Annotated in this window: 34 protein-coding genes and 2 pseudogenes; 35 read left to right on the top strand and 1 reads right to left on the bottom strand. The window is 54.0% G+C overall.

The features are described from left to right. The first annotated feature begins 42 nt into the window (after positions 1 to 42). From ACNAU7_RS00180 to ACNAU7_RS00055, 26 genes are all read left to right on the top strand, one after another. Positions 43 to 915, top strand: a complete 873-nt coding sequence (locus tag ACNAU7_RS00180) for a hypothetical protein (protein WP_416299598.1) — start codon at positions 43 to 45, stop codon at positions 913 to 915. Beyond that, positions 908 to 2,674: a transposase gene (locus tag ACNAU7_RS00175; protein WP_416299596.1), complete on the top strand. Its 1,767-nt coding sequence runs from the start codon at positions 908 to 910 to the stop codon at positions 2,672 to 2,674. The genes ACNAU7_RS00180 and ACNAU7_RS00175 overlap by 8 nt, the downstream gene beginning before the upstream one ends. A 24-nt stretch (positions 2,675 to 2,698) precedes the next feature. Then, positions 2,699 to 3,844 carry an ExeA family protein gene (locus ACNAU7_RS00170; protein WP_416299595.1) on the top strand — a complete coding sequence of 382 codons (1,146 nt, stop codon included), beginning with the start codon at positions 2,699 to 2,701 and terminating at the stop codon, positions 3,842 to 3,844. A gap of 1 nt (position 3,845) precedes the next feature. Next, positions 3,846 to 3,986, top strand: a complete 141-nt coding sequence (locus ACNAU7_RS00165) for a hypothetical protein (protein ID WP_416299593.1) — start codon at positions 3,846 to 3,848, stop codon at positions 3,984 to 3,986. 105 nt (positions 3,987 to 4,091) lie between these two features. Beyond that, positions 4,092 to 4,361, top strand: coding sequence for a hypothetical protein (locus tag ACNAU7_RS00160; RefSeq protein ID WP_416299591.1), 270 nt, complete (start codon positions 4,092 to 4,094; stop codon positions 4,359 to 4,361). 99 nt (positions 4,362 to 4,460) lie between these two features. Next, positions 4,461 to 4,796, top strand: a complete 336-nt coding sequence (locus tag ACNAU7_RS00155) for a hypothetical protein (RefSeq protein ID WP_416299589.1) — start codon at positions 4,461 to 4,463, stop codon at positions 4,794 to 4,796. Next, entirely contained in the window at positions 4,793 to 5,293 is a 501-nt protein-coding gene (locus tag ACNAU7_RS00150) for a hypothetical protein (protein WP_411712957.1), read from the top strand. The genes ACNAU7_RS00155 and ACNAU7_RS00150 overlap by 4 nt, the downstream gene beginning before the upstream one ends. Continuing rightward, the gene (locus tag ACNAU7_RS00145) at positions 5,277 to 5,732 is read left to right on the top strand and encodes a hypothetical protein (RefSeq protein WP_416299587.1); all 456 of its coding nucleotides are present in this window, start codon (positions 5,277 to 5,279) and stop codon (positions 5,730 to 5,732) included. The genes ACNAU7_RS00150 and ACNAU7_RS00145 overlap by 17 nt, the downstream gene beginning before the upstream one ends. A gap of 4 nt (positions 5,733 to 5,736) precedes the next feature. Beyond that, positions 5,737 to 5,898 carry a hypothetical protein gene (locus ACNAU7_RS00140; protein ID WP_349273378.1) on the top strand — a complete coding sequence of 54 codons (162 nt, stop codon included), beginning with the start codon at positions 5,737 to 5,739 and terminating at the stop codon, positions 5,896 to 5,898. Then, entirely contained in the window at positions 5,891 to 6,502 is a 612-nt protein-coding gene (locus ACNAU7_RS00135) for a DUF3164 family protein (RefSeq protein WP_416299585.1), read from the top strand. Before ACNAU7_RS00140 ends, ACNAU7_RS00135 begins: the two co-directional genes overlap by 8 nt. 2 nt (positions 6,503 to 6,504) lie before the next feature. Beyond that, a complete protein-coding gene (locus ACNAU7_RS00130; RefSeq protein ID WP_416299583.1) occupies positions 6,505 to 6,702 on the top strand; it encodes a hypothetical protein in 198 nt (65 codons plus the stop codon). Positions 6,703 to 6,721: 19 nt separating this feature from the next. Continuing rightward, positions 6,722 to 7,030: an HU family DNA-binding protein gene (locus ACNAU7_RS00125; protein ID WP_159069351.1), complete on the top strand. Its 309-nt coding sequence runs from the start codon at positions 6,722 to 6,724 to the stop codon at positions 7,028 to 7,030. 168 nt (positions 7,031 to 7,198) lie between these two features. Continuing rightward, the gene (locus ACNAU7_RS00120; protein ID WP_416299581.1) at positions 7,199 to 7,675 is read left to right on the top strand and encodes a gp16 family protein; all 477 of its coding nucleotides are present in this window, start codon (positions 7,199 to 7,201) and stop codon (positions 7,673 to 7,675) included. After that, positions 7,653 to 7,946, top strand: coding sequence for a Mor transcription activator family protein (locus ACNAU7_RS00115; protein WP_416299579.1), 294 nt, complete (start codon positions 7,653 to 7,655; stop codon positions 7,944 to 7,946). The genes ACNAU7_RS00120 and ACNAU7_RS00115 overlap by 23 nt, the downstream gene beginning before the upstream one ends. A gap of 270 nt (positions 7,947 to 8,216) precedes the next feature. Beyond that, positions 8,217 to 8,579 carry a hypothetical protein gene (locus ACNAU7_RS00110; RefSeq protein WP_196963158.1) on the top strand — a complete coding sequence of 121 codons (363 nt, stop codon included), beginning with the start codon at positions 8,217 to 8,219 and terminating at the stop codon, positions 8,577 to 8,579. Positions 8,580 to 8,585: 6 nt separating this feature from the next. Beyond that, a complete protein-coding gene (locus ACNAU7_RS00105) occupies positions 8,586 to 8,861 on the top strand; it encodes a paraquat-inducible protein A (RefSeq protein WP_118779730.1) in 276 nt (91 codons plus the stop codon). Between the two features lie 136 nt (positions 8,862 to 8,997). Then, on the top strand, positions 8,998 to 10,035 hold the full coding sequence (locus tag ACNAU7_RS00100) for a 2-oxoacid:acceptor oxidoreductase (protein ID WP_416299577.1): 1,038 nt from the start codon (positions 8,998 to 9,000) through the stop codon (positions 10,033 to 10,035). Positions 10,036 to 10,092: 57 nt separating this feature from the next. Next, positions 10,093 to 11,031, top strand: coding sequence for a hypothetical protein (locus tag ACNAU7_RS00095; RefSeq protein WP_416299575.1), 939 nt, complete (start codon positions 10,093 to 10,095; stop codon positions 11,029 to 11,031). 49 nt (positions 11,032 to 11,080) lie between these two features. Next, positions 11,081 to 11,419 (top strand): capsid cement protein, encoded by a 339-nt coding sequence (locus ACNAU7_RS00090; RefSeq protein WP_101121452.1) that lies wholly within the window; start codon positions 11,081 to 11,083, stop codon positions 11,417 to 11,419. A 2-nt stretch (positions 11,420 to 11,421) separates the two neighbouring features. Continuing rightward, a complete protein-coding gene (locus tag ACNAU7_RS00085) occupies positions 11,422 to 11,709 on the top strand; it encodes a hypothetical protein (protein ID WP_003753465.1) in 288 nt (95 codons plus the stop codon). A 3-nt stretch (positions 11,710 to 11,712) separates the two neighbouring features. Beyond that, positions 11,713 to 12,138, top strand: coding sequence for a gp436 family protein (locus ACNAU7_RS00080; protein ID WP_416299573.1), 426 nt, complete (start codon positions 11,713 to 11,715; stop codon positions 12,136 to 12,138). Further along, a complete protein-coding gene (locus ACNAU7_RS00075) occupies positions 12,138 to 12,635 on the top strand; it encodes a Gp37 family protein (RefSeq protein WP_416299571.1) in 498 nt (165 codons plus the stop codon). Before ACNAU7_RS00080 ends, ACNAU7_RS00075 begins: the two co-directional genes overlap by 1 nt. Before the next feature lie 11 nt (positions 12,636 to 12,646). Then, on the top strand, positions 12,647 to 14,041 hold the full coding sequence (locus ACNAU7_RS00070) for a phage tail sheath family protein (protein WP_416299569.1): 1,395 nt from the start codon (positions 12,647 to 12,649) through the stop codon (positions 14,039 to 14,041). A 28-nt stretch (positions 14,042 to 14,069) separates the two neighbouring features. Next, a complete protein-coding gene (locus tag ACNAU7_RS00065) occupies positions 14,070 to 14,585 on the top strand; it encodes a phage major tail tube protein (RefSeq protein ID WP_416299567.1) in 516 nt (171 codons plus the stop codon). A gap of 95 nt (positions 14,586 to 14,680) precedes the next feature. After that, on the top strand, positions 14,681 to 14,974 hold the full coding sequence (locus ACNAU7_RS00060) for a phage tail assembly protein (RefSeq protein ID WP_416299565.1): 294 nt from the start codon (positions 14,681 to 14,683) through the stop codon (positions 14,972 to 14,974). A 55-nt stretch (positions 14,975 to 15,029) separates the two neighbouring features. After that, positions 15,030 to 15,149: a GpE family phage tail protein gene (locus ACNAU7_RS00055; RefSeq protein WP_416299563.1), complete on the top strand. Its 120-nt coding sequence runs from the start codon at positions 15,030 to 15,032 to the stop codon at positions 15,147 to 15,149. A gap of 1 nt (position 15,150) precedes the next feature. On the opposite strand, the gene ACNAU7_RS00050 is transcribed toward ACNAU7_RS00055, so the two are convergent. Next, the gene (locus ACNAU7_RS00050) at positions 15,151 to 15,336 is read right to left on the bottom strand and encodes a hypothetical protein (RefSeq protein WP_416299561.1); all 186 of its coding nucleotides are present in this window, start codon (positions 15,334 to 15,336) and stop codon (positions 15,151 to 15,153) included. Between the two features lie 89 nt (positions 15,337 to 15,425). Here ACNAU7_RS00050 and ACNAU7_RS00045 point away from each other — a divergent pair, with 89 nt between their 5' ends. From ACNAU7_RS00045 to ACNAU7_RS00005, 9 genes and pseudogenes are all read left to right on the top strand, one after another. After that, positions 15,426 to 18,023 (top strand): phage tail tape measure protein, encoded by a 2,598-nt coding sequence (locus ACNAU7_RS00045; RefSeq protein WP_416299559.1) that lies wholly within the window; start codon positions 15,426 to 15,428, stop codon positions 18,021 to 18,023. Continuing rightward, a complete protein-coding gene (locus tag ACNAU7_RS00040; protein ID WP_308074303.1) occupies positions 18,023 to 18,919 on the top strand; it encodes a phage tail protein in 897 nt (298 codons plus the stop codon). Before ACNAU7_RS00045 ends, ACNAU7_RS00040 begins: the two co-directional genes overlap by 1 nt. Beyond that, the gene (locus ACNAU7_RS00035) at positions 18,916 to 19,137 is read left to right on the top strand and encodes a tail protein X (RefSeq protein WP_048816091.1); all 222 of its coding nucleotides are present in this window, start codon (positions 18,916 to 18,918) and stop codon (positions 19,135 to 19,137) included. Before ACNAU7_RS00040 ends, ACNAU7_RS00035 begins: the two co-directional genes overlap by 4 nt. Next, a pseudogene (locus tag ACNAU7_RS00030) lies at positions 19,125 to 20,219 on the top strand (phage late control D family protein). Before ACNAU7_RS00035 ends, ACNAU7_RS00030 begins: the two are co-directional and overlap by 13 nt. After that, on the top strand, positions 20,182 to 20,817 hold the full coding sequence (locus ACNAU7_RS00025) for a phage baseplate assembly protein V (protein WP_101121440.1): 636 nt from the start codon (positions 20,182 to 20,184) through the stop codon (positions 20,815 to 20,817). The pseudogene ACNAU7_RS00030 and the gene ACNAU7_RS00025 overlap by 38 nt, the downstream one beginning before the upstream one ends. Positions 20,818 to 20,887: 70 nt before the next feature. Further along, entirely contained in the window at positions 20,888 to 21,265 is a 378-nt protein-coding gene (locus ACNAU7_RS00020) for a GPW/gp25 family protein (protein WP_416299556.1), read from the top strand. Beyond that, positions 21,256 to 22,389, top strand: a complete 1,134-nt coding sequence (locus ACNAU7_RS00015) for a baseplate J/gp47 family protein (RefSeq protein WP_416299554.1) — start codon at positions 21,256 to 21,258, stop codon at positions 22,387 to 22,389. Before ACNAU7_RS00020 ends, ACNAU7_RS00015 begins: the two co-directional genes overlap by 10 nt. A 2-nt stretch (positions 22,390 to 22,391) precedes the next feature. After that, entirely contained in the window at positions 22,392 to 22,970 is a 579-nt protein-coding gene (locus ACNAU7_RS00010) for a phage tail protein (protein ID WP_003753438.1), read from the top strand. Beyond that, positions 22,970 to 23,253 (top strand): annotated as a pseudogene (locus ACNAU7_RS00005) (tail fiber protein); the annotation flags it as partial. The gene ACNAU7_RS00010 and the pseudogene ACNAU7_RS00005, both read left to right, overlap by 1 nt.

The raw sequence follows: 23,253 nt of genomic DNA, 5'->3' as shown, positions 1-23,253 counted from the left end.
TAACCAAATGCGACACCAGCGTCGCATTTGAAGGAGCTAAAAATGGCAACAGAAATCTTAGGGCATATGGTTGATGCATCGGCAACAGAACTGGCTTTGCACAGCGCGAATGTGATGAAGCAGTGGGGCAATGGCGAAACCTACAATGAAGATGTATGGGTTGAGAGAGCCAAGCTCGCAACACGCAAAACAATGGAAGGGATGTTTGAGCTTGGTCAGGCTTTAATTGTTTTAAAAGAACATATGACTTGGAAACAGTTCGCAGACGTCTGCGAAGTCTTAGGAATGTCGGTTAGAGCAGCACAACAACTTGTTCAAGCCACCCAACGCTTTGCCACGCCGCAAATGCAGAAAGCCGCGCCGAAGCTGATGGATTTGGGCAAGTCAAAGCTGCTGGAACTCTTGGTCGAAGAAGACGTTACGTTGGTGGGTTTGTCCGAAGGAGAAGAAGTCAACGGCATGACCTTTGACGATGTGGATCGAATGACGGTGCGCGAGCTGCGCGTCGCCCTGCGCGAAAGCCGTGAAAACCTCGCCGCCAAAGACGAAGTGATGAAAATCAAAACAGCCAAAATTGATGAGCTGGCCGAGAAGCTGGCTAAGAAGCAAACCGTTGTAAGAGAGCCGAAGGCGGAAGACGTAGGCAGCGAGTTGGCGATGCAGTTAACAAGCCTTGAGGTCGGTATCCGCAGTCAAGTGAGCCGTCTGAAAGATTTGTTCGACCAACTTAATGCGCACGGCGAGGCGCATGGATTTGACCACCGCGCGAAGATGGTCGGCACGCTCAATCAAATTATTTTGGATTGCGAGCAACTGCGCGAAAGCTATGCCCTGCCGACTGAAGCACCGACAGACAATGTGCCGGAATGGTTGGGCGGTGAAACGGGAGAAGGCGATGAATCCGGCAATGATTGAGCGTCTTAAGGCAGTCGAGAATCAGGCGGAAGCAATGGGACGTGGCGCACGCTCTGCATATCTTAAGCAGCAGGCACAGGAATTGGGCATCAGCCTTGCCACGCTATACCGCAAGCTGGAGGCGGTTAGCGTCAAGCCGACGCGCAAACGGCGCAGCGATGCGGGCAAGACGGAGCTTAAACCGGAAGAAGCCAAATTGATTTCGGCGGTTTTGGTGGAGGCGATGAGGCGCAACGGCAAGCGGTTGATGTCGGTGCGGCAGGCGGTGGAAATGCTGCGTGCCAACGGAAAAATCGAGGCGGCGCGGATTGATGGGGAAACCGGGGAAGTCATCCCCCTTTCTGAAAACACCATTACCCGGGCTTTACGGGAATACAAGCTGCATCCCGACCAGCTTTTGCAGCCCGAACCCGTCAGCCGCATGAAATCGGAACACCCGAACCATTGTTGGCAAATCGACCCGAGTTTGTGCGTTTTGTATTACCTGCCGCGTCAGGGCAAGGATACGGGGCTGCGGGTGATGAAGGAAGAGGAGTTTTATAAAAACAAGCCGAAAAACGTCGTCAAAATCGAAAACGACCGCGTCTGGCGGTACACGGGGACAGACCATGCCTCCGGCACGATTTCGGTGCGTTATTACTTCGGCGGCGAAACCAGCGCGAACCTCTGTGATTTTTTCATCTACATGATGCAGGCGAAAAAAGATATTGGAAAAGACCCGTTTCGCGGCGTACCGCGCATGGTCATGCTTGACCCAGGCAGTGCGAATACTTCGGCGGCGTTTAAAAATTTGTGCAAGTCCTTGGATGTGCATGTGCAAATCAACAAGCCGGGCAATCCGCGTGCCAAAGGGCAAGTGGAAAAAGCCAACGATATTGTGGAAACGGCATTTGAGAGCGGATTGCGCTTTACCGAGGTACACGACATCGACCAGCTCAATGCTTTATCGGAACGCTGGATGCGTTACTACAACGGTACGCAAAAACACAGCCGCCACGGCATGACCCGCTATCAGGCGTGGAACAAAATCAAACCCGAGCAGCTCATCCTGCCGCCGCCTGCTGAATATTGCCGAGAGCTTGCCGTCAGCGCACCGAAAGAGGCGAAAGTCTCGGCGGATTTGGAAATCCGCTTCGGCGGACGGGTATATAGCGTGAAAGGCATCAAGGGGATTTTGGTAGGTCAGAAGGTTTTGGTCGGCAAGAACCCTTGGGAGGCAAACGGGGCGCGGGTCGCCACATATGACGCGGAGGGCAACGAGGTTTGGGTATCCGTACCCGAAGTCGTTTTTGACGAGATGGGCTTCAGGGCCGATGCGGCAGTCATCGGGGCGGAATACAAAGCCCCAGCCGATACAGACGCGCAGCAGCACCGCAAAGAGCTGGACAAGCTGGCGATGGGTGCGGAAACGCTGGAGGCGGCAGCCGCCAAACGCAAAGGCAAGGTAGTCCCATTCGGCGGCGAAATCGACCCGTACAAACATCAGGAAGATACACTTGCCGCGCGAAATACGCTCTTTATGCCCAAACAAGGACAGCAGATGGCGTACAACCGGATGGAGGTCTCGGAGCAGGTATTGAGCAAGGTCGAAATCGCCAAACGCTTAAAACCCCGCGTCGAGGCAGACGGCGGCGACTGGAAACAGGCAGTGTCGGTCATCCTCAAACACTACCCGGAAGGTGTGACCGAGGGCAGGCTGGAAGAGGCGTTTGAACGTATCCGGACAAGATGCCGTCTGAAACTTTTGAAAACCGGTTAGGTTTCAACCGAAAAGGAAAACACGATGAAACAGAGTTTTCAGAAAATCGGCAAATCCTATGCGGCGGCGGCAGCCGAAATCGGATGCAGTAAGCCGATGCTGGTGGCGGTGGTCAATCACGGGCAATGGCCGAAAAAAAACGCAGCCGAGCTGCAAAGGAAATTGAAACAATTTTTTGAAACGAATGGTGCGGAAATCCCAGCGAGCCTGAGAAACGAGCCGGAAGCCGCACCTGCCCAAGCAACTTACGAAGACAAGGACAATGAGATGTTACTACGAAAAGCAACTTTAAACCAATCGGCAAAACAACATTTTAGCTTATTCCGCGACCCGTTTAACGACGAAATCCAGTCTGCGGACGATGTGTATATGACGCCGGATGTGCGCTATGTGCGCGAGGCGATGTTTCAGACGGCCTGCCACGGCGGTTTTGTGGCGGTGGTCGGCGAAAGCGGCGCGGGTAAATCTACACTGCGTGAAGACCTGCAAGACCGCATCAACCGCGAAGGCCGACAAATCATCCTGATCGAGCCTTATGTGCTGGCAATGGAGGACAACGACCAAAAAGGCAAAACGCTTAAGGCGGTACATATTGCCGAGGCCATTTTGGAGGCGGTGTCGCCCGGGACCGGCCCGAAACGCAGCCCGGAAGCACGTTTCCGCCAAATCCACCGCGCTTTGTCGGAAAGTGCAAAAGCCGGCAACAAACACCTGCTCTTGATTGAAGAGGCACACGGCCTGCCGTTGCCGACCCTGAAACACCTGAAACGCTTTTTCGAGCTGAAAAACGGATTTGAACGCCTGCTCGGGATTGTCTTAATCGGTCAGACGGAGTTGGCACAAAAACTCAGCGAAAACAATCCTGCGGTGCGCGAGGTGGTGCAACGCTGCGAGGTGGTTACGCTCTTGCCGCTAACCGACGGCAAGCTCGAAGGCTATCTCAAGCACAAATTTGCCCGCGTCAATGCGGATATGGCGAAGATTTTAGATCAGAGCGCGATTGATGCGGTTGCCGAGCGTCTGACAGTCAAAAGCCGCACGAGCAAGGGATTGGAAACCAACAGCCTGCTCTATCCACTGGCAGTCAACAACTTGGTGGCGGCAGCGATGAATCAGGCGGCGGAGCTTGGTTTTGAGATGGTTGACGGCGATGTAGTACGGGGAGTGTGAGATGAAAAGAAACGAAATCGCACCGGCTGTCATCATCGTATTGCTCTCCATCGTCATTATGGTACAGGCGGTGATGGCGGAATCCTGCCGGCAGCATCCACCCGTGCAGATAAACGAATACGACAAGGGACAGTACCGATGAAAACCGTTTGTCCGATTTGGGTTTGAAAAATACAAGCCCTTGCTACGGCTATATATTTTTTACCCTCTGATTTTAATAACTATTTGATTTATAAGGAAATACGAAATGCAAGTTTTAAAAAGACACGCGCTGCCAGCGTGGTGCGGCGCGGCGTTTTGGCGGTGGGTGCCGGTGGGGCTGCTGACGGGCATCTGGTGGGTAGTCGCGGTGTTGGCACTGCATACCTGCGCGCCCGAGCCTGCGCTCAAAGCGGCGGAGCCGTCCAAGATGGAGGCAATGCGGCGCGCGGCGGACGAGGAGTCGGCACGGGTTAAAGGTATATATGAACGAATGAGCGATGAAGAACGGATGCGGGGGGTGGTGTATGAACCGTAAACGCCCCCCGAAACGGATACGCAAACTAGCACTGAAACGCGCCATCGCCGAAATCCGCGCCAAATACGGCGCAAAAGCCATCACGAAAGGAGACGGAAAGTGAACCAAAAAGCATTGACCAAGCTGAAAAAATGCAAGATTTGCGGACAGGACAAACCGGAGGCGGCGTTTGCCTGGCGTTTTGACGCGGCAAAACGCGTACGCGTGCGTTCTGAGGTGTGCGCCAAATGTTGGCAAAGTCAGGGCGGCAGGCACACCTTGCCCCAATTTAAAAAGATGGACGAACCGTTTGCCGGATACGAATCGCAAACCAAACGTCGCAGCGAGTATCCCAAAGCACTTGAAATTTTAGATAACAAATACTGGACGGCGACGGATACGCGTCAAACAGATGCGGCATGGGCGCAACAGTTTTGGACGGAGCGAAGTCAATGAAAGTACGCTGCCCTACCTGCGGCGCGGTGATGAGCTTGGATGTATTAATCGCCCATGACGATGCCCGTGAAGCACTGATTGCCCTGACCGGCATTTCAGACGACCTTTTTAAGGCGGTATTGCGGTATCTGACGCTGTTTCGCCCCGCTGAAAAGGATTTAAGTTTTAACCGAGTTTCAAAGCTTGTCGGCGAGATTGCGCCGATGATACGGGAGGGCGAAATCGTGCGTAACCGAAAAACGTACCCGGCCCCGCGCGAGGCTTGGATTTGGGCGGCAACGCGATGCCTTGAGGCACGGGACGCGGGAAAACTGACACCGCCACTGACCAGCCACGGTTATTTGTTGGAAAACATTACGTTTTGGTCGCCTGAAAAGACGGCGGGAACGGCGGTTTTGCCCTCTCCCCAACCATCTCACACGAGAGAGGTGGCAAGCACCAAATTGAGGAGCGGGTTGGGCGGCTTGATGGAGTGGTCAAATGGAGGAAAACAATAGCTGGCTGAAAAAAGCAATCGCGCAGGGTTTCATGATGCTCGCCGCCCTAAATCTCAAAGGCCGCCCCGCTTCGGCGGATTTGACCGCCGTTGCCGAACTTTGGTTGGGCATACTAAGCGGACGATCGTGGCAACTGGAACAGGATGAAATCAGGATACAGGCAGCCTTTAGGGATATCGCGGCATCCTCGTCAGAGTGGCCAAATCCTGCCGACCTTATCAAACACCTGCCTCCGCCCGAAATCAGGATGGTGCCGAGGCTGGAAAAGAAGCACCGCCCGACGGAATACGGCAAAGCGCAGTCCGCCGAGCTGAAAAAGATTGTCGGCAGATTGAAAAACGCGCCCTGTATGGACAGGGACTGGATACACGGACCGAGGCATCGGTCGGTGGACGAATGTAAAAGGATTTATGCCGAAAGGCAGAAAGGAAACAAATAATCAAATGAGTACGTTTTTTGACAATCAGGAATCCGACTTAATACACGAATTTCTGACGGAATACTGGGAAGAGTTTGAAAAATTCGCTGGCAATAACGGATTTGATGACGATTTATTGAAGCAAATATCAATGGAATTGGACGGACGTAGGAAACATTATGAGTAACTTAGACATGAAACAATACAAACAGGATGCCAAAGGTAATCTCGTGCCGCTGGCCAATATTAAAGAAATTGACCTGCTGCGCGACGAGCTGGTGCAGGAAATCGCTGCCAAAGCCCGCGCGGTACAAGATAACTTAATTGCTTTCAAACGCGAGGCTATGGACGATATTGCGGCGTTTGTACAGTTGAGTGCCGATCGCTATGACGTGAATGTCGGCGGTAAGAAAGGCAATATCAGCCTGCACAGCTTTGACGGCGCATACCGCGTCAACCTTGCCATGCAGGATACGTTGGTATTCGACGAAGGTTTGATTGCCGCCAAAGCCCTGATTGACGAATGCATCAACGAATGGACGGAAGGCAGCCGCACGGAATTGAAAACGCTGATTAACGCGGCATTTCAGGTGGACAAGGAAGGCAATATCAGCACCGCCCGCGTCCTCGGACTGCGCCGCCTGCAAATCACCGACGAAAAATGGCGGCAGTCGATGGATGCGCTCTCCGACAGTTTGCAGGTGCATATCAGCAAGCCGTTTGTGCGGGTGTATCAGCGCGGCGAGGATGGGGAGTATCAGTTGATGAATTTGGATGTGGCGAAGGTGTGAACATGGCGACGGTAAACATCCTCATCAGCGATCAGCCAGGCGGCTTGTTTGTCAAGCTGACTTCGGACGAACCGATGCCGAAAGATGACGAAGACGGTGGTAGCATCGCCCAAAATGCAGGTCTTATCTGCCTAGCTGTCCTCAAGAGTGAAATTCGGCAGATAACCGGCAGGGAGATGGATGTAGTCCATATTCAATGAACCAACCGCGCGGCACGGTCTGCCGCATTTAAACCTAAACAGGAGTCAAAAAGTGAATAAATCTGAATTAGTACAAGCTGTTGTTGCCGAAACCAACCTGAGCCAGGCTCAAACGGCAAAAGTGGTGGATGCCGTCATCGGTGCAATCAAGCAGGAGCTGGCCAAAGGCGGCGAGGTCGCACTGGTCGGATTCGGTACGTTTTACGTTGCCCAATCCGCCGAGCGCAAAGGCCGTAACCCGAAGACCGGCGAGCCGTTGACTATTGCCGCCACCAAAACGCCTAAATTCCGTGCCGGAAAACCTTTGAAAGAAGCGGTAAACAGATAAGCAAACCATTCTTTAAAACAGGCCGTCTGAAATGTTTCAGGCGGCCTTTTTCTATCCGCTCCGTATGTTTGCCAAGTGGTTCAATTCAGGCTAAAATGATATTATTCATTGATTTTAATGGAAAAAGTGAAACGGCGTTTCACTTTTTGAGGTTTGTGGGAAGAAAAAATGGAAACCCGTGCTCAGAAAAAACAGCGGTTGATACGGCTCATCCATGTGGCTAAAACCCAGTTGATGATGGACGACGGCGAATACCGCGCGCTGCTCGCCAATCTGTCATGCGGCAAGACGAGCAGTACCAAGTTATCGGTCGAGGAGCTGGAGCTTGCCGTGCGGGCTATGAAGATGCGGGGCTTTGTGGTTGCCACTAAGGCGCAGGCGGCATCAGGCAAACCTGATTTGCCGGTGCATATGCCCAACCGCATGATAGAGGCGCAGGTCAAAAAGATACGCGCGCTTTGGTTGGAGCTGCACCGTTTGGGCGAGGTGCGAAGCCCGTCTGAATTGAGCCTGGCTCGATTTGTCAAACGCATGACGGGCATAGATTATCATGGATGGTTGGGGACTGATGACGCAATACGGGTCATCGAACATCTGAAGAAGTGGAAAGTGAGGATGGAAAATGGCGGACAACAGAGTGCCTGAGCTGGTGGCGGATTTGGAAGACCAAGCGGTTGCTTGCTTGATGTCGGTATTGCCGATGGAGCGGCAGCAGGCGGTCGAGGTATCTAAAAAGCTGTCCCATCATCTGACCAGCAACTGGGGCGGGCAGTTGATTTATTTCCCAAAAAACCTTTTGGGCAGGGTATCGGAACGGGATATGCAAATTTACAAGGAGTTTGACGGTAAGAATCATGCAGGCCTTGCCCGAAAATACGGTCTGACCGTACAGCACGTTTACCGCATCGTCAAGTAGGTTGGAATGGCAGAGCGGGCGAAAAAACAGGCAGATTTGTTTTCGTAAGTACACCGTATAATTAAAACATCGGTCAGGTTTAGCCCTGACCGATTTTATATTGCGTTTCTCTTTGCGGTCGGGGGTTTGCCCACCCTGAAACCGAAACGCGCTAAAAACGCAAATTTGGCGTATTTGTTTTTATTAGCCCCGATTAAAAGATTGGGGGAGGACAACGGTTCATGATGATCCTGCTGCCGATATGGCAGTATGACCTCGAAAGGAATCTATATGTCTTTATCAACAGAAGAAAAACAACTGTATGCCGGTTTTATCCATAATGTGTACAATGGTGCCGTCCATGCCGATGCGGACGATATTACGCCTGAAGTTGCTGATATTTGCGACAAGCTTGCAACCGCCATTGCCCAATGTTCACAAAAAATGGTTTGGCCTGAGGCTATGTTTCGTGAATTTTACGGACGACCATTCTTGTCTTTAAGAGCAGTATTGAAAGCATTGAAAAAGCTTGCACAATCTTCAGTCAAGAAATGGATTGAAACAGTAGCAACAGACAGACGCTATCGTATATGCATGGCGACCGCTGCATTGAATTGGCGGTCGGCTTTGGAAATGGAGCTTATGGGAATTTGACGGGTTATGCTGGAAAAAATTATCGACTTTCTGATGCTTCTTGACGAACGCCTCCCCTTTGTCAAAAACCGATGGGGGACTTTATTGATGTCGTTGCCGTTTACGCTCCTGCTGCTGATTACCGACGGTAAAACTATCCGTATGCTGCTGTCGGAAACATCTTGGGGCGTATGTGCCGTATGCTTCGTATTGGCATTTATATGGTTTTTCTGTCGGACAGACCGTTGGTTGAGGTTTTTACCGTATATCTGTATCGCTAAAATTGCTGTTTCATTCTTGTAAACGACAAACCGCCCGCCTTAGGGCGGTTTTTTACTGCCTCCGGCAAACATCTGCCGAAATAAGTTTTAAACCCGATTAAAAGCCGTTTCAGACGGCCTTTGCCACAATAGCCTCATCCATACGATGAGGCTTTTTTATGTCTTACGAAATTTTCCGCGCAGGCACGCGCACCGATGCAAACGGCAATACGGTAACGATTACCGAGGCCGACCTTGCCGCCGCCGCGCAAGCCTACGATCCGAAGGTGCATGAGGCTCCTATTGTGGTCGGCCACCCGAAGGCGGACGCGCCGGCTTACGGCTGGGTCAGTGGACTGAAAGCTGAGAACGGCGTACTGACGGCGGATTTTGACCAAGTCGATGAAGGCTTTGCGGATTTGGTTAAAGCCGGACGATATAAAAAAGTGTCGGCGAGTTTTTACCCTCCTACCAGCCCGAACAATCCCAAACCGGGCATTTGGACGCTGCGCCATGTGGGCTTTTTGGGCGCGCAACCGCCCGCAGTCAAGGGTTTGTCCCCCGTCAGTTTTGCCGAAGGCGAAGTTTATGTCGAGTTTGCCGAAGAACCGCAAGAAATCGGCTTATTGCGCCGATTACTGAGCATGGCGGGTTTGAAACCTGCCGAATTTACCGAATCACCCCACAACCCATCCGAAGAACCCCATGAAAACAAGGAGACCCCTATGTCGCTGGAACAAGAACTTGCAGCCGAAAAGGCCGCCCGCGAAGCTGCCGAGAAGAAGGCCGCCGAATCACAGGCGGAATTGAAAAAGCTGCAAGACGAGCAGAATGCCGCCCTGCGCGATGGTGCGCATGAGCAGAATGCTGAATTTGCCGAAGGCTTGGTCAAGGCAGGCCGTCTGAAACCTGCCGACAAGGATTTGGTCGTCAAGGTTTTGGATTTTGCCGAATACCCTGACGACGTAACCGCCGACTTCGGCGAAGGCAGTAAGAAGCAGCCTTTGTCTGCCGCACTGCATGCATTTTTTACCGCTGTCCTGCCTAAGCAGATTCAGGGCGGCGAGATGGCTAAAGGTGAAACGCCGTCGGGATTGGCGGCAGACTTTGCCGAAGCGTCGGACCCGGAAGCCTTGAGCCATCACCAACGTGCATTGGCATTGGCGGCGAAGGAAGGTATCCCTTACGAAGAGGCTGCCCGCCGTACTATTGCTTAATCATCAACCCGTCAAATGCGACGACGTCGTCGCATTTGACCTGAAAAAGGATAAAACATGAGTGCATCTCATTTGCGCGGTCTGCGCGGCCAGCTTGATCCGGTTTTGACCAATCTCGCACTGGGCTACAAGCAGGCAGATTTTATTGCCGAGAAAATCTTCCCGGTGGTGTTTACTGAAAAAGAAGGCGTGCGTGTGCCGGTGTTCGGCAAGGGTTCGTTTGTCGAGTATCAGACCGAACGTGCGGTCGGTGCGGCATCGAATGTGATTACGCTGGACTCCCCAAGCTTTATGCCGGTTGTGTTGGAAGAACATGATTTGGCCGCCGGTGTGGATTACCGCGAACAAGCCGAATCCATGTACGACGAGCGCGCCAAGGCAACACGCCGCGCGGTCAAGGGCGTGCAGCTGCGTCAAGAAATCGAAACTGCCGCCCTCCTGCAAAACAAATCGGCTTATCAGTCAGGTTTCAGCAAAGATTTGGCCTCCACCAAAAAATGGAGCGATAGAAACTCTGATCCGTTGGCAGACATCGAGATCGCCCGCGAAACGGTTCGCGCAGGCTGCGGTGTACGCCCGTCGGTGCTGGTGGTAGGCGCGAGCGTGCTGTCGGCACTGAAACGCCACAACAAGCTCATCGGCGCACTGGGTGAAAATGAACGCAAGTCCCTGCTCACGGTCGAGCAGCTGAAAAATCTGCTGGAGCTGGACGACATCATCGTCGGCGAGGCGGTATCTACACCTGCCGCCAATAAGGACACCCAAGATATTTGGGGCAAATTCGCCAGCCTGATTGTGCGTCCGCATACGGCTTCCGGTGGCAATGACGAGGGTGAGCCGAGCTTCGGTTATACCTTCCGCCGTCGCGGTATGCCGGTAGTTGACCGCTACGAAGAGGTTGGCGGCAAGGTGGAATACGCGCGCTATACCGACATCCGCAAAGCGGCAGTGGTCGGCGGTGCATGCGGTTTCTTGTTTGAAAACGCGGTTGCGTAATCGGTAAAACGCCGTCTGAAAGGCTTCAGACGGCATCAAGGAGGGAAATATGGCACAAACGAAACAAGTGGTCTTGGTAACCACGGTCAAAACATCAGGCAAGGTGGTCAAAAACCGCTTTGTGGATTTCACAGGCAAACAGGCAGCAGCCGGTGTGAAAGTTCTGGGTACTGCTACTTTGGATGCGGATGCGGGCGAAATGTTGGCCGTTGATGTATTGGGTATCGCCTTAGTTGAGGCAGGCGGCACGATTGCCGTCGGCGATGAAGTAGCAGCCGATGCGCAAGGCGCGGCAGTCAAGGCGGCAGGTAATGCCAAGGTTGCCGGTACGGCGCGCTCTGCGGCGACAGCGGCGGGCGAAGTTATCCAAGTATTTTTGAAAGGCTGATCATGGCTAAAGTTTATATCGCAAACACTCCGTTGATTTTGGAAAACGAACAAGGCGGCCAATTTCGTGTCGAGGTCGGCGAAGCGGTCGAATTGACGGCGGAGCAGTACGAATCGGTCGCGGCACACGTTACCCCGACACTGACAACCGGCGAAGAGCCGGATGCGCAACAAAATGACACCCCGCCGTCCGAAGATACGCCGTCAGATGATACAGGCAATGCCCCTACGGGCGAAGTTGAAAAGCCGAAACGCGGTAAAAAATCGGCAGCAGCCGAAGGGGCGGAGTAAGCCATGTATATCGGCGCGGATGATTTGACGGCTGCGATGGGCCAAATGGAGTTGGTGCAACTGACCAACGACAATGCGCGCGGGACAGAACCCGACGCTCAGGTCATTGATGCGGCAGTGCGTTATGCCTGCGATTTGGTGGACGGATACCTGCGCGGCAGATATGTGCTGCCGCTGAAGGACACGCCGACGGTGTTGCAGCCTTTGTGCATCAACATCGCCCGCCATTTTTTGCACAGCCGCCGCATCAACCGCGCCGACTTTCCGAAACCGCTGGAAACTGCCTACAACGCAACCATTAAGACGCTGGAAGCCATCCGCGACGGCAAGATTCACATCGGCATCGCCGCATTGGACAAGCCGTCGCAACCCGAGCCGGGCACGTATCACGTCCGAGCGCGCGACAAAATGGATTTAGGAGGCTACTGATGAGCGCGACACGTCCGATTATTGATGCGGTAGTAGAACATTTGCAGGCCGCTATCCCGTGGGTCAGCGTTGAGGCTTTCCCCGAGCGTCCGTCCGAATACCAATTTATCCATCCGGTCGGAGCAATCTTGGTCGGATACGGCGGCAGCAAATTTGGCGAAATCGAGCAGCTCGGTCGTATTGCACAGCAGCGCGATGTCAGGTTGGTGTTGACCGTTTTCGGCAGCAGCCTTAATGCGGATGACGGCACGCTGGCGATTTTGGACGAGGCACGTCTTGCTATGGTTGGTTTCGCGCCGCCGAACTGCCGCCCCTGCCACCTGATTAGCGAGGAGTTTTTGGCCGAGGATGCTGGCGCATGGCAGTATCAGCTTGTCTTGCAAACTGAGACTCAGCAGGTTGAAGTTTGCCATGAAGAAAAACGCCTCCTCTTCGTCGCTGCCCGCTATCGCCGAACCGACCAAGACCTCAATTCCGATTTAAAACCTAAAACATAGGAGTATCCATTATGGCAGCAGCCTACCATCACGGCACGGAGACCATCCGCATCAACGGCGGCTCCAATCCCGTCTATACCGTTGACGGCGCAATTACCGCCATCGTCGGCACTGCGCCAGTCGGCGCGGTCAATGAGCTGACGGTATGTCAAATTAAAAAAGATTTTGCCCGATTCGGCGGCGGGCTGACCGCTCAAGGCTTCACCCTGCCCGATGCCGCACACATCTGGACGCGCTACGGCAGCGGTGTCGCTTATGTTGTCAATGTTTGCGACCCTGCCAAACATAAGACAACCGTCAGCAACGAAGTATTGGCGGTTGATCCTGACACCTTGACAGCCAAAACCGCCAAGCCTGCCCTGCAAAGCGGCTACGCGGTTTCAGACGGCAACAGCCCCCTGACCGAAAACACGCACTACACCATCAACACGCTGACGGGCGAAATTGTGTTCAAAACCAAACCGTCCGCACCGGAAATCAGCTACACCTATACCGACCCGACGAAAGTGACCGAAGCCGACATTATCGGCGCATATGTGGCGGCAACGGGAAAACGCACCGGTTTGGAACTCTTGACCGAAGGTTTCAACCGACAAGGCGCGGACGCGAAAATTATCATCGCCCCCGAGTATGACGGCAATGCCGGAGTCCGCGCAGCAATGGAAATCATTGCGGGCAAATTGAAAGCCATCGCCTATGCCTCCGCGCCGAAAGGCACAGGCTTGGGCAAGGCTTTGGAAGGACGCGGTCCGTTGGGCAGCATCAATTTCCAAACTTCGTCCGACCGCTGTCAGCTCTTTTACCCCTACGTCGTCGGTTTGTCGGGCTTGGAAAGCCTCGCTGTCCACGCCGCCGGCCTGCGTATGAAAACCGATGTGGAACAGGGCTACTGGTACAGCATCTCCAACCGCGAACTCTTGGGTGTGACCGGCGTGGAAATCGGACTGACCGCCCGTGCGGACGACCCGCAGTCCGAAACCAACCGTCTGAATGAAAAAGGCATTACGACTGTATTCAACAGCTATGGTACGGGCTATCGTATGTGGGGCAACCGCCTCGCCTGCTTCCCAACGGTTTCGCATATTAAAAACTTTGAAGTGGCACAACGCACCGGCGACATCATCGACGAATCCATCCGTCGCGCAGAGCTGCAATATGTCGACCGTCCGATTGACGATGCCTTAATCGACAGTTTGATTGAGACGGTACGCACCTATTTGGGTACGCTGCCTTCCATCGTAGGTTTCTCGGTCGGTTTGGACTATGACTACGACCTGCCGGATGCGTTCAGTAAAGGCCAAGTGCCGATTGTGTACGACTACACGCCCAAGCTGCCTGCCGAGCGTATGACCAATACCAGCGTGATGACCCGCAAATACCTGGCCAATCTGGTTTCTGCGTCCTAATGCCGTCTGAAAAAAGAAAGGAAACAAGATGAGCGCAATCAATGCAATCTACAATGCCAATGTCTATATCGACGGCAACAGCCTGTTGGGTAACGCATCCGAGTTCAAACTACCCGAGTTTGAGTTTGGGCAGGACGACCATACCGGTTTGGGTATGGTCGGTACCATCAAACTGCCCAACGGCGTAGAAGCCCTGAAAGGCGAAGTCACTTGGAACAGCTTTTATCCCGAGGTGGCGAAGAAGGCATCCAACCCCTTTAAAGCTGTGCAACTGATGGTGCGCGGCAACCTGCAGACCTTCAATGCGTCAGGTTTGGCGGAAGAAGTCCCCATCGTAACCACGGTAACGGCAGTGTTTTCCAAAAACGCCCTGGGCGGCTACAAGCCGAAGGAAAAGGCGGAATTTAGCTCAACCTACCAGGCAACAGAAATCCGCCAAGTCGTCGGCGGGCGCGAAGTGCTGTACTACAACGCGTTCAAAAATATCTACCGCGTGGACGGTCAGGACGTTTTGAACCAAATGCGTAAAAACATTGGTGCTTAATCTTTAAATCGGATTAAAAGCCGTTTCAGACGACCTTTGACACAATCACCGTATCTTTACCGATACGGTGATTTTTTTATTTTTGGAGATGGAAAATGAATGAAGCCAAGAAATTGCAAGAAGATTTGGGTGTAAATACCGTTGTGAAACTGAAATATCCGGTACGGCTGGCGACGGGTCAGATGTTGGAACAGGTAACGCTCCGTCGTTTGCGCGTGGGCGATTTGCGCGCCGTGTCGCACCTGACGAATGAGGCGGAGCAAGAACTGGCCCTGTTTGCCCGCATGACAGGCATGATTCCCGAAGACTTGGATTGTTTGGATTTGGCGGATTGGAAACAGTTGCAGGAAACGTTTCGCCGCATCACGGAATCTGACCAAGACAAATAGTCCTCCTCTTTCAAAGGCTGAAACGCAGCGGCAGCTGCTGTCTGCCGCCGCCGATTTGGCTTGGTGGTTCGGCTGGAGCTCGGATGACGTTTACGCGCTGCCGCTGGACGAATTTGAAGACTGGCAGAAAGAAGCAACCCGCCAAATGAAGGCGGGTTATCGGAGGGGGATGTGATTCAGACTTGGCGGCGGCGTTCTGCTTCGATTTCGCGCTGCAAATCGCGACACCAACCGTTGTCAGGCTCATCTTTTTCAAAAAACGCCTGCCATAACCCGACTGCCGCCAGCCAAACAGCGGAAGCAGCAATAATGACGCAATAAAAAATGCCCGCCAAAACCACGATTGTACCGACGATGAACATATAAAACCCTCACTTTAATGGATGCATATTAGCATATGGCAAGCGATTTAGGTATATCAATCAGAGTTTCCGCCGTTGTCGGCGGAGCTTTGTCCGGGTTGACCCATATCGGCAAGGCGATGGATACGCTGAAAACGACGACCAATACCCTGTCCGAACGTCAGAAGGAACTGGGCAGGGTATTGGAGCGGAACAAAGACCGTTTGGGCGTATCGTCTGCCAAACAGCTATGGCAGGAATACGACAAAATCGGCAATTCCGTCGCCAAACTGACCCGCCAATATGAAAAGCTCAATGCCGTCCGTGCCCAAAGGGCAGTCGTCAGCCGCCAATGGACAGACATCAAAGGGCAATGGCAGGGTGCGCTTGCAGCAGCAGGCACCCTGATTCTGCCCGTCAAAATGTCGATTGAATTTGAATCGGCAATGGCGGATGTGAAAAAGGTGGTCGATTTCGATACGCCGCAGCAATTCAAGGAGATGGAACGGGACATTTTGAAAATGACCCGTAAGATTCCTATGGCGGGCAAGGACATTGCCGCCATTGTTGCTGCTGGCGGACAGTCCGGTGTTGCCCGCGAAAACCTGACGGGCTTCGCCGAAGATGCCGCCAAAATGGGGGGGGCATTCGATATGGCGGCGGGACAAGCGGGCGAATCTATGGCGACGCTGTCCAACGTCTTGCAGATACCCATTCCCAAAATCGGCATATTGGGAGATGCCGTCAACCATCTTTCGGACAATGCGAACTCGAAGGCGGCGGATATTGTCAACGTCCTGACCCGCGTCGGCAGCGACATCAGGCAGTTGGGCATGACGGAAAACCAAGGTGCGGCATGGGGCAGCACCTTTTTGAGTATGGGCAAAGCCCCCGAACTGGCGGCGCAGGCAATGAAGGGCATGATTACTTCGATGTCAGTCATGAAGGCGGGCGGTGCAAAAAAAGAGCTGGCAGAGCTAGGATTGACGACCAAGGAATTTGCCGCCGCTATGGACAAAGATGCCAACGGTGCGATGCTCAACCTGTTGGCTCGGGTCAAGCAGTTGCCGAAGGCGGAACAGTTCCCCATGCTGCTGAAGATGTTCGGCAGGAACTATGCCGACGATGCCATGATGTTGGCAAACAATGTCGGTGAGTACAACCGCCAACTGGCGTTGTTGGAGGAACGGGATGCATCGGGAAACTTGAAGTATCTCGGTTCTATGCAGCGCGAGTTTGCCAACCGTTCGGCAACGACCGCCAATCAAATCCGGCTTTTCAAAAACGGGATTTCGGAACTCGGCATACGGTTGGGCTCGATTGTATTGCCTGCCGTAAATGATTTTTTAAGCAAATGCATCAAGCTGACAAACATGATTTCTGACTGGTCGGAAAAACATCCCGTATTGACGAAAGGGATTGTCGGTACGGCCGCTTCGCTGCTGGCTTTTAAAGTCGGGATGTTTGGCGCGATGGTCGTTGCCAACCGGTCGCGTGCTGCTTATTTGGGAATGAAGGGAGCGGTTTTATCGCTACGGTCTGCCATTGTACTGACCCATACTGTGATGCAAGGCGGAATGGGACTGCATGATGTGCCGGGCCGGTTAGGAAAACTCATACGTGCTTTGGCAGCAGCAAGAACCGCCATGCTCGGTTTCAGCCTGTCTTCGCTGACGGCGATGTGGCCGCTGGTTTTGGCTGTCGGCGCACTTGCCTTGGTCGGATGGATAATTTACAAGGCTTGGAATCCGATTAAGGCTTTTTTTGCCGGACTGTGGGACGGGCTGTTGAAAGGTTTGGAACCGTTAAAGCCTGCTTTTGATGCTCTGGTTTCTGCACTGTCAGATGCTTGGGACGGCATTTATAACGCCATTTCCCCGGTTGTAGATGCCATTTCGTCTGTCTTGGGCGGATTGTGGGATACGGTCAAGCCTTTTATTCAGCCGCTATTGGATTTCTTTGGAGATTTTTTCAGCACCACGCAAATTGCCGAAGGCGGAGCGCGCAGCTTCGGCGAATCGCTAGGCTTGTGGATAGGTGAAAAAATCACAGCGGTCGCCGGTTGGGTCGGCGGCAAAATCGCCGAAATGAAAACCGCCTTTGACGGCGGACTGCTCGGCATCCTCGGCCTGATTCTCAACTGGTCGCCCATTGGCGCGTTCTATTCGGCCTTTGCCGCCGTACTGTCTTGGTTCGGCATTGACTTGCCGTCCAGCTTCACGCAGTTTGGCGCAAACATCATCCAAGGGCTGTGGAACGGGTTGCAGTCCAAATTCGAGTCGGTCAAGGCATGGCTTGCCGAAAAGGCGGCATCGCTCAAACAGGCTTTTGCCGGCGTGATGGGCATCCATTCGCCCAGCCGCGTGTTCCGCCGTTTCGGCGGATGGATGATGGAGGGGCTGCAAATCGGTTTGGACGGGGGCGCGGCGCGTCCGATTGCCTCTATAGCCGATACGGCAGGCCGTCTGAAAAGCGGTTTTACCGACCATATGGGCGCGCTGGCGGCACGGTTGTCTGCGGGCGGCGAGGCATTTGCGTCTGCACGCAATACTCAGGCGGCGGGCGGGATGACCATCAATTACAACCCGACCATCAACGCGCCGGGCGGTAATCCTCAGCAGATTGAGGCTGCGCTGCAGATGAGCTTGCGTGAATTCGAAGCAATGTTCCGCCGCATGATGGACGACAAAGCACGGAGGGCTTATTGATGTATGCGATGTTGGGTGATGTGCGATTTGAGCTTTTAAACAGCTTCACATCGCTTGAGGCGGAACATTCGGCGAACTTTGCCAAGCATGAGGTCTTAAAAGGCCGTCCGCGCCTGCAGGCCTTGCAAAACGAACTGACGACGTTGCGTTTCTCTCTCAAGTTGCATTGGCGGCTGGGTAATCCCGACACGGCTTATAAGGGTCTGCTGTCGGCTTTGGAGGCGCAGCAGGCAGTGTCTTTGGTTTACGGCAGCGGCCGTTTTGCCGGATGGTTTGTGCTTGAGCGGCTGACGGAGCGCACGTTGATTCAGGACGCGCAAGGTCGGACGGCGGCGCGGGAATTGGATGTGGAGCTGACCCAGTTTGTCGGCGACCCGAATAATCCCCTGCCTACGCCCGCAGTCAAGTCGGGCAGGCAAAATCCACTCCTGTCCTTATTACCGGAGAGCGTTCGGGCTCAGGCATCGGATGTAGTGAGGGCGGTTGAAAAAGGTATCAAGGTCTACCGCGCTGCGGAATCGGGCATAGCCGATATGCAGAACCTGATACGCGCGGCCAAAGATTTGAAAAACGACCCGTCAGGGACATTAAATCTGTTGGGGGACGCACTCAATGTCGGTGGCAGCACTTTAGGAAGGCTCAATACCTTGCCGGAAGTAACGGCGGTTTTCGGCGACCTGAAAGGCGCGGCAGAATTTGCGGCACAGGCCGGACAAGCGGCCAACCGGCTGGGCGGAGCCGTCGGCGCATTGCGGGCAGGTTATGAGGGCGGTTCGGTAGGAAGTTGGTTGGATGCGGTGGAAAACGGCGTAGCCGAAGCATCGGATGCGCTGGCAAACGGCTCTGCCGCCGCCCAGGCTTTGACCGGCTATCTTGCGGCAAGAAAGGATAAATGATGAGTGCGGTCATACGCTACACCACCCAAGACGGCGACCGATGGGATTTGATTGCGCACAAGCATTACGGCAACGCACTGTTGATTGACGGTCTGATTGCGGCCAATCCGCACTTGCCTTTGGCGGAGGAGTTCGTGAGCGGGCTGACGGTATTTGTCCCCGTTTTGGAAACCAAACCGAAAAATAACCAAGAGGAGCTGCCGCCGTGGATGCGTTAAGTGCGTTTTTGAAGCTGAAGGGCTTGGACGGCGGCAATACCCATCCGGTTACCATGCCCGATTTCGTCCTGTCTTACGAAGACAAAGATATAACGGCAGATGTTGCGCCTTATCTGATTTCGTTCAGCTATACCGATTATCTTGAGGGGCAGTCGGACGAATTGCAGGTCGATTTTGAGGATACGGACGGCCGCTGGCTGAGTAACTGGTATCCCGAACAGGGCGATGCTTTGTCTTTGAGCCTGGGTAACCAATTTACCGGGCTGGTTTCTCTCGGCAAATTTGAGATTGCCGAAATCGAATACAACCGCCCGCCGTCGACGGTCAGCCTGAAGGCTTTATCGACGGGCATTACCAAGTAGAACCGCACCCTGCGCGGCAAGGCGTATGAAAACACGACTCTGGCCGCCATTGTCCGTCAGATTGCAGGCCGTCTGAAATTGGAAATCACAGTGACGGTTAAAGATATCCCCATCAAACGCGTTACCCAGTATCAGGAGCGCGATGTCGAGTTTTTGGCGCGGCTGGCGAAGGAATACGGACACAGCTTTAAAATCGTCGGCAAGAAACTGGTGTTTACCGACAACGACGCGCTCAAACAGCGTCCTGCCGTTGCCGTCCTGAAACCCGAGGACATCATTCGTGTCCGCCTGCGCGATTTGATTAAGGGCGTGCCGTCCAAAGTAGATGTCAAAGGCTACGACCCGAAAAACAAGAAAACGATCTCGGCAAGCCGAAAAAGCAAGCCCAAGCGAGGCAAAGCCAAACACGGCAGCACGGGCGATACATTGCGTATCGTGCCGAATAAGGGTGAGAGTACCGCCCAATTAAATGCCAGGGCAGATGCCAAATTGGCGGATGCGCAGGACGACCAATGCGCGGGCACGGTTACACTGGTCGGCAATGCGCTGTTGGCGGCAGGTCAAATGGTACGGCTGAAAGGATTCGGCAAGTTTTCGGGCAAATATCTGGTCAAGCAGTCGCGGCATGACTTTTCGCGCAGCGGCGGCTATACGACGGAAATCGAAATCAAGATGACGGAATATGTTTCTGAAGAGGAGCAAGGCAGTGCAAACCCATGATTTTACGGCAACGATGCAATTTGGTACGGTATCGGCAGTCGATGCGGCGGCACACAGTTTGCGGGTAAAAATCCCCGTACTCGACGACATGGAAACCGATTGGCTGCCGATGGCGACACCGGCGGCGGGCGGCAACCGTTTTTACAGCCTCCCCGATGTGGGCGAACTGGTGGTCTGCCTGCTGGACGCGCGCGGCGAAAACGGCTGCGTCATCGGCGCGATTTACAATGCCTCCGACAAGCCGCCGGTATCCGACCAAAACAAATGGGTCAAACGGTTTGCCAACGGCACGGTCATCTCGCACGACCGGCGCAGCGGCGAAGTCGTTGTGGAAACGCCGGGCAAGGTCGAAATCAAAGCGGCGCAGAAAGTGGACATCCAATCGCCTCAGACAGAAATTACGGGCAATGCGACGGTAAACGGGCTGTTGACCTATACCGCAGGTTTGGCGGCAGGCAATGCCGGCGGCGGCGAGGCGGCGAAGATTACGGGTAACGTCATCATTGACGGCGAACTTATCGTCAACGGTATCAATGTCGGCAGGCACATCCATGACGGCGATTCCGGAGGGCAAACCGGAGAGCCGAAAAATCATTAAGCCGCATTAAAAGCCGTTTCAGACGGCATTTCCTACAATCCCTGTATCTATCAGCGATACAGGGATTTTTATGTTTTACGCCGCACCGATTTCCAAGCACTGGCAGCTCGCGCCCGAAGGCTCGGGCGTGGTTCAGGGCGAGGACGATATAGATCAGTGTATCCGCAATATTTTATCAACCCGCAAAGGTGCGGACGTTACCCGTCCTGATTTCGGCTCCGACCATTACAAATGGCTGGACACGCCGGAAGACGTGTTTGTCCCCAATATCGTGCGCGAAACCGTGCTGGCCATACAGACGTGGGAGAAGCGGGCAGTGGTTGAGGACATTATTTTCGACGGTGCCGCACCGCATCTGACTATGACGGTTTATTGGCGCATAGCGGATGAAGTGGCAGGCGAGGTTTATACGACAGACATCAGATTGGAGCAGGCGGCATGGATTTGAGCAAAATTAAGCGTGAAGAGCTTAAGGCAGTTTCAGACGATCTTACCGAGATTTTGGCACAGACCATTGCCGACTATGAGGCAAAAAGCGGCAAAACCCTGCAACCCGCCCACATCGAGCGTCTGATTATCAACACCTATGCCTACCGCGAAATGCTGGTCCGTAAAGCCTTGAACGAAGCCTACCGCCAGCAGCACCCGCGTTTTGCAACGGGGTTGATGTTGGATTTGTGCGGCGATGATGTGAACACGCCGCGCCTTGAGGCATCGGCCGCCCGCTGCACCGTCCGCTTTACCCTTGCAGCTTCCCACAGCGAACCCGTCGTCATCTCGCAAAGTACGCAGATTGCCGCAGGTGCGACCGTGTTTCAGACGGCATCGGAAGGCACGCTCTCACCAGCCGGCCGAACTTTGGATTTAGAGGCTGTCTGCACGCAGACAGGTGTGTCCGGCAATGGTTTTGCCGCAGGACAAATCAATACCTTGGTCAGTCCTATTGACGGCGTATCTGCCGCCAATATCGAAGTATCGGCAGGCGGTGCGGACGAAGAGTCGGACGATGCTTATCGGCAACGCATCCTGCTCGCCCCGGAAAGTTTCAGCGTGGCGGGGCCTGTCGGCGCATACGAATACTTTGCACGACGTGTCAATCCTGTCATTTGCGACGTTCATGTCGGCAACCTGAAAACGGCAGGCGGCGAGCCGGTCGGCGGCCGGGTACGGGTAACGGTGCTGACTAAAAACGGACTGCCGTCTCCCGAACTCATCGGCGAAGTGCAGAGGGCTTTGTCTGACGAACGTGTCCGCCCGCTTTGCGACACGGTAAGCGTTGCCGCCCCTTCTGTTATCGATTACACGCTGGATGCGGAACTCACGCTGTTTACAGGCGCGGATGCCGCCGAAGTTTTGGCGGCGGCAAAACAGGCTTGGGCAGATTACGAAGCATCACGCCGCGAAAAACTGGGCGCGGACATCGTGCCGCTGGACATTCAGACGGCATTGAAGGCGGCCGGCGTATACAACGTCGTTTTAAAGTCGCCCGCGCTGACCGTCGTCCAACCCGACCAATGGGCAAGATGCACTTCCGTCAATATCCGCATATCGCCTGAAACGGCGGAGGGTTAGCAATGGCAAAACTCTCCTACGCATCCGTTATCGAACACGACCGACGTTACAAAATGTTGGCGGATTTAGGCTTGAGAATAAATGAGGTCGATGCGGTCAGACTACTGCCGAGGTTGGTAGATTTGGTTGCTCCGGAACACTTGGCGCTGCTGGCGGAGGGTCGCAGCATTTTAGGTGCGGACAGCTACTGGTTAGCTGAAAGCGACCAGACGCGCCGCAAGCTGATTAAGGGCGCGTACCAGCTGCACCGTATGAAAGGCACGCCGTGGGCAATACGCGAAATCGTACGGCGGCTCGGTTTCGGAGAAGTCGAAATCACCGAAGGCTTGGGCAATAAGGAACACAACGGCGAAATCAGGCGGGACGGAACCTACGCGCACGGACGGTCCGACCACTGGGCGCATTACCGTATCACCATGAACGGCGTGCTAACCAACGATCAGGCGGCTTTGCTGCGGCATACCCTGCAAGCCTTTGCGCCTGCCCGATGCGTATTGGCGGCATTGGATTACCGGCACGCCGCCGTCCGGCATAACGGACGGGCATCGAGAGACGGAACATTTAACCGAGGAACTGCATAATGGCAAATTTGAACGAAACAGCACAATGGGAAACAGGCATTTACCAATTAGAAACCTCCGACCCCGTGATGGGAGGGCCGGACGGCATCGACAACCGTCAGGCAAAACAATTGGCCAACCGCACCCTTTGGCTCAAAAACCAAACCGAAGCCCTTCAGACGGAATCGGAAGGCAAAGTCTCCCTCACCGGCGACCAAACCGTCAACGGCCAAAAAACCTTTACCGCCGCAGCACAATTCCAAAACGGCATCCATCTGTCCGCCAACCAAACGCACTGGAACGG

Source organism: Neisseria sp. LACPHL-SPEC-2024-00856 (genome assembly GCF_047915665.1).
Lineage (GTDB): Bacteria > Pseudomonadota > Gammaproteobacteria > Burkholderiales > Neisseriaceae > Neisseria > Neisseria polysaccharea.
Note: the sequence above shows the minus strand (reverse complement) of the source record. Positions and strands in the feature narration are given on the sequence as shown.

Coding starts and splice junctions, on each gene's coding strand:
- ACNAU7_RS00145 (WP_416299587.1), top strand. CDS start 5,277: ATGGAGGAAAACAATAGCTGGCTGAAAAAAGCAATCGCGCAGGGTTTC.
- ACNAU7_RS00095 (WP_416299575.1), top strand. CDS start 10,093: ATGAGTGCATCTCATTTGCGCGGTCTGCGCGGCCAGCTTGATCCGGTT.
- ACNAU7_RS00010 (WP_003753438.1), top strand. CDS start 22,392: ATGGCAAAACTCTCCTACGCATCCGTTATCGAACACGACCGACGTTAC.
- ACNAU7_RS00100 (WP_416299577.1), top strand. CDS start 8,998: ATGTCTTACGAAATTTTCCGCGCAGGCACGCGCACCGATGCAAACGGC.
- ACNAU7_RS00035 (WP_048816091.1), top strand. CDS start 18,916: ATGATGAGTGCGGTCATACGCTACACCACCCAAGACGGCGACCGATGG.
- ACNAU7_RS00105 (WP_118779730.1), top strand. CDS start 8,586: ATGCTGGAAAAAATTATCGACTTTCTGATGCTTCTTGACGAACGCCTC.
- ACNAU7_RS00120 (WP_416299581.1), top strand. CDS start 7,199: ATGGAAACCCGTGCTCAGAAAAAACAGCGGTTGATACGGCTCATCCAT.
- ACNAU7_RS00075 (WP_416299571.1), top strand. CDS start 12,138: ATGAGCGCGACACGTCCGATTATTGATGCGGTAGTAGAACATTTGCAG.
- ACNAU7_RS00015 (WP_416299554.1), top strand. CDS start 21,256: ATGGATTTGAGCAAAATTAAGCGTGAAGAGCTTAAGGCAGTTTCAGAC.
- ACNAU7_RS00175 (WP_416299596.1), top strand. CDS start 908: ATGATTGAGCGTCTTAAGGCAGTCGAGAATCAGGCGGAAGCAATGGGA.
- ACNAU7_RS00110 (WP_196963158.1), top strand. CDS start 8,217: ATGTCTTTATCAACAGAAGAAAAACAACTGTATGCCGGTTTTATCCAT.
- ACNAU7_RS00020 (WP_416299556.1), top strand. CDS start 20,888: ATGTTTTACGCCGCACCGATTTCCAAGCACTGGCAGCTCGCGCCCGAA.
- ACNAU7_RS00040 (WP_308074303.1), top strand. CDS start 18,023: ATGTATGCGATGTTGGGTGATGTGCGATTTGAGCTTTTAAACAGCTTC.
- ACNAU7_RS00130 (WP_416299583.1), top strand. CDS start 6,505: ATGGCGACGGTAAACATCCTCATCAGCGATCAGCCAGGCGGCTTGTTT.
- ACNAU7_RS00080 (WP_416299573.1), top strand. CDS start 11,713: ATGTATATCGGCGCGGATGATTTGACGGCTGCGATGGGCCAAATGGAG.
- ACNAU7_RS00070 (WP_416299569.1), top strand. CDS start 12,647: ATGGCAGCAGCCTACCATCACGGCACGGAGACCATCCGCATCAACGGC.
- ACNAU7_RS00060 (WP_416299565.1), top strand. CDS start 14,681: ATGAATGAAGCCAAGAAATTGCAAGAAGATTTGGGTGTAAATACCGTT.
- ACNAU7_RS00180 (WP_416299598.1), top strand. CDS start 43: ATGGCAACAGAAATCTTAGGGCATATGGTTGATGCATCGGCAACAGAA.
- ACNAU7_RS00050 (WP_416299561.1), bottom strand. CDS start 15,336: ATGTTCATCGTCGGTACAATCGTGGTTTTGGCGGGCATTTTTTATTGC.
- ACNAU7_RS00135 (WP_416299585.1), top strand. CDS start 5,891: ATGAGTAACTTAGACATGAAACAATACAAACAGGATGCCAAAGGTAAT.
- ACNAU7_RS00160 (WP_416299591.1), top strand. CDS start 4,092: ATGCAAGTTTTAAAAAGACACGCGCTGCCAGCGTGGTGCGGCGCGGCG.
- ACNAU7_RS00170 (WP_416299595.1), top strand. CDS start 2,699: ATGAAACAGAGTTTTCAGAAAATCGGCAAATCCTATGCGGCGGCGGCA.
- ACNAU7_RS00065 (WP_416299567.1), top strand. CDS start 14,070: ATGAGCGCAATCAATGCAATCTACAATGCCAATGTCTATATCGACGGC.
- ACNAU7_RS00090 (WP_101121452.1), top strand. CDS start 11,081: ATGGCACAAACGAAACAAGTGGTCTTGGTAACCACGGTCAAAACATCA.
- ACNAU7_RS00165 (WP_416299593.1), top strand. CDS start 3,846: ATGAAAAGAAACGAAATCGCACCGGCTGTCATCATCGTATTGCTCTCC.
- ACNAU7_RS00025 (WP_101121440.1), top strand. CDS start 20,182: ATGTTTCTGAAGAGGAGCAAGGCAGTGCAAACCCATGATTTTACGGCA.
- ACNAU7_RS00085 (WP_003753465.1), top strand. CDS start 11,422: ATGGCTAAAGTTTATATCGCAAACACTCCGTTGATTTTGGAAAACGAA.
- ACNAU7_RS00150 (WP_411712957.1), top strand. CDS start 4,793: ATGAAAGTACGCTGCCCTACCTGCGGCGCGGTGATGAGCTTGGATGTA.
- ACNAU7_RS00115 (WP_416299579.1), top strand. CDS start 7,653: ATGGCGGACAACAGAGTGCCTGAGCTGGTGGCGGATTTGGAAGACCAA.
- ACNAU7_RS00140 (WP_349273378.1), top strand. CDS start 5,737: ATGAGTACGTTTTTTGACAATCAGGAATCCGACTTAATACACGAATTT.